The organism is Slackia sp. (genome assembly GCF_977041755.1).
The window spans coordinates 1-3,050 of sequence record NZ_CDRRGL010000179.1 but is presented as its reverse complement, the minus strand read 5'-3'; the positions used below and the strand labels follow the sequence as shown (position 1 = coordinate 3,050).

At 58.8% G+C, this 3,050-nt stretch carries 4 protein-coding genes; 2 read left to right on the top strand and 2 right to left on the bottom strand.

The window, feature by feature from the left end; translation table 11 throughout:
- Together ACWI8T_RS09190 and ACWI8T_RS09185 are read right to left on the bottom strand one after the other, a co-directional pair.
- A partial coding sequence (locus ACWI8T_RS09190; protein ID WP_449138722.1) for a hypothetical protein occupies nt 1-378 on the bottom strand: 378 nt, incomplete at its 3' end.
- Complete coding sequence (locus ACWI8T_RS09185; protein ID WP_449138721.1) at nt 359-541, bottom strand: helix-turn-helix domain-containing protein; 183 nt, start codon at nt 539-541, stop codon at nt 359-361. The genes ACWI8T_RS09185 and ACWI8T_RS09190, both read right to left, overlap by 20 nt.
- 93 nt (nt 542-634) lie before the next feature.
- Here ACWI8T_RS09185 and ACWI8T_RS09180 point away from each other — a divergent pair, with 93 nt between their 5' ends.
- Nucleotides 635-1,516 carry a hypothetical protein gene (locus ACWI8T_RS09180; RefSeq protein WP_449138720.1) on the top strand — a complete coding sequence of 294 codons (882 nt, stop codon included), beginning with the start codon at nt 635-637 and terminating at the stop codon, nt 1,514-1,516.
- A gap of 76 nt (nt 1,517-1,592) precedes the next feature.
- Nucleotides 1,593-2,882 (top strand): tyrosine-type recombinase/integrase, encoded by a 1,290-nt coding sequence (locus ACWI8T_RS09175; RefSeq protein WP_449138719.1) that lies wholly within the window; start codon nt 1,593-1,595, stop codon nt 2,880-2,882.
- Nucleotides 2,883-3,050: the final 168 nt, after the last annotated feature.

Sequence of the window (3,050 nt, the reverse complement as noted above, 5' to 3'; positions counted from 1 at the left end):
GTGGTCGAGGCCAACCTCACGGTCGAGGCCAACCTCGTGGTCGAGGCCAACCTCACGGTCGAGGCCAACCTCGTGGTCGAGGCCAACCTCACGGTCGAGCTTCGAGCGGCTATGAGTGAGCAGCGGCACCATGTCGGGGTAGCTCTCCATCAGCTCGCGGGCGATGCAGGGAACCAGTGCGTTCGCAATGCCGACGTTGCCGCCCTCCCCGTTCGCGGAATCGAGCCAACGCATGCGCTCCACGTACGGGCGTATCGAGAACTTGCGCCCTGCCTTCATGTCAGCGACCGCCGCCCGCTCGATTCGGCTATAGGCCTCGGCATTGGCGGCGCGCCACGCCGCATAGCGGCGGCGCAGGCTATCGGGTGACTGCTTCATGGCCGCTCACCCCGATAAGCTCATTGAGGCGCGCCTCTGGCAAATACCACTTGCGACCGATTTTCACGGCGGGGAGACGGCCCGCGCGCATCTCCCGGCGCGTATGGGCAACGGATAGATGGAGCATGCCCGCAACCTCTTGCGCGGTATACAACTTTGTCATTTCTAAAACCTCCTTATCTTCGGTATTGTTCCGCTGTGCCACATAGTGTTACACTTCATTTACAGGCACTCAACCTCGTTATAAGGCCTATTTATGACTATTATTGAAGAGAACGGCACTCTACGACACCCTGTGAACACTTCCGATTATTTACCTGCCGACGCTGTGGATATTGCAACGAGCCACTGGCATATGGCGGAGCGCGTCGAAAACGGGTTCATGAGGTTATCTGGCGAAAAATTAGATAGGATTCCTAACGGGTTTTGGCATTGGGATTTGCTAAACGTGAAGGCCGACACCGGGGATTCAAACGCGCTGCGAAGCGTTGAAACATTCTGCGAAAAATGGGGCGCGCCGATTCATCCGCTACGTTTTAACCGAAACTGCTTTCGATTTGCGACGGCGAACGCCGCCAATACGGCCATCGAATCAACCGACGTGATAAACCGAGAATGGGCTTTGAACGGCATCAAAACGCCTTATGTGTACTGGAAAGAGGCGGCTATCGCATTGTGCGATTTGCAGGCCGGGGCGCGTGCATTGTTGCTTTCGGCCCTCGGCGAAGATTTTGACCATGACTCATTTAGGTTTATTTCAGAAGCAATATTAAATTGCTCACGAATTCCTTTCATTCTCCCATATCAAGGCCGAAACAGGACACTCGAAAGTCGTATGGATGCGGTGCACAGCATCGCCGATAACTCAAACTTCGATAACGAACTCAAATACTTTGACGATCAAGGCCCTCAGGGATACGAACTTTGCGAAACATTCGGCCTAACGAATGCGATATGCAACCAAATCATCAAGGATATTGTTCCCGAATCTGGCCCTTGGCGCATATGTTCAAAATGCGGTATGCCGTTCAAGCGAGCAAGGGTAAAAAACTCCAGGCCGCAAACAGAGCGAACAAACCAGGCCCGCAAGACATGCGCCGATAATTGCAGCGGCAAAAATGACAGATTGCACAAATAGCCACTCCCGCCCCACCGGGGCGTGATGGATAGAGGGAAACGCAGGACGCGAAGCGAAGAGAGGAGGAAAGGAAACCATGGCAAAGGGAGACGGCAGCATTCAGCAGCTCGGCCGCAACAAGTGGCGCGTCTCGGTGAGCTTCGGCAAAGACCCCGTGACGGGCAAGTACCGCCGCGCTACCCAGGTCGTAAACGGCACCAAGGCCGAAGCGAAAAAGGTTCGCGACGGCATGGTGCGCGATCACGAGAACGGCCTGCGCGTCGATGCGGCCAAGGTCACTTTCGGCGAGTTCGCCCGGCAGTGGCAGCAGGCCAAGGAGGCATCGGGCGCGGTCTGCAAGCAGCGCTCGGACTTGGAGCGCCGCAACGTGCGCGAGATGTGCGCCATCGTGGGCGAGCTTCCGATAGGCGAGATAACTCCGACCGTGCTTGAAGACCTGTACGCCCGAATTCGCGCCGGCAGGGAGGCCAAGCTCGGCAGGCCCATATCGAACCGCACGATGCGCGAGGTTCACGCCACCATGCGGCAGATCATGAAGAAGGCCGTGAATTACGACCTGATTCTTCGCAACCCGTGCGACAGGGTGGAGACGCCGAAGGCGGAAGACCCCGGCAGGCGCTCCCTAAGCGTTTCTGAGGGCCGTTCGCTGCTCTCGGCGCTAGACGATGCGGAATCGGCGGCATACGGCCGCCTGAGGGCGAAGGAGGCCCGCCAATGCGAATGGAAGGCAACCGAAGGACGTGGCAAGATTCTAGGCGTGAAAGACATCTCAAGCGTCTTGGCCGTGCGGCTCGCGCTCGCTACCGGCATGAGGCGCGGCGAGGTGTTCGGCACCGCCTGGGGAGCCGTGGACTTGCGAACGCGCGAGCTGCGCGTATCGCAAAGCCTCACCGTTGACGGCGATCTGAAAGCGCCGAAAACCCGCGCGGGAGTGCGAACCATAGCGCTTGACGTGACGACCGCGCGCCGTTTGGCGCGGTGGAAGGAAGAGCAGGCGGACTATCTGTCGATGCTCGGCCTCGACCAGACCGACGAGACGCCCATATTCTGCTCCAACGTCGGCGGCTGGTTCGACCTGCACAACTTCGAAACCTGGTGGCGCAGGTTCCGCAAGGAGAACGGCTTCGATGGCCTGAAGTTCCATGAGCTGCGCCACACCCAGGCAACCCAGCTGTTGGCGCAGGGCGTGGACGTGAAGACCGTTCAAACCCGCATGGGCCACAGCAACGCGAGCCTGACGCTCAACTGGTACGCCCATGCCATCCCGCAGAACGACAGGCAGGCCGCCGACATGCTCGGCGAGCTGTTCGCGGACGGCGGCGAGAAGGAAGAGAAACCACGCCTGCGGATGGTGAAGACGGCTTAGCCGCGCGCCGTTTGCACACGGTTTGCACACGCGGTGATTGACAGGAGGTGGTGAAAATGAAAACAGGCCAGAAGCTTTAAGCCCCTGACCTGCGGTAACGACGTGGTGGAGATGATGGGATTCGAACCCACGACCCCCACGTTGCGAACGTGATGCTCTCCCAGCTGA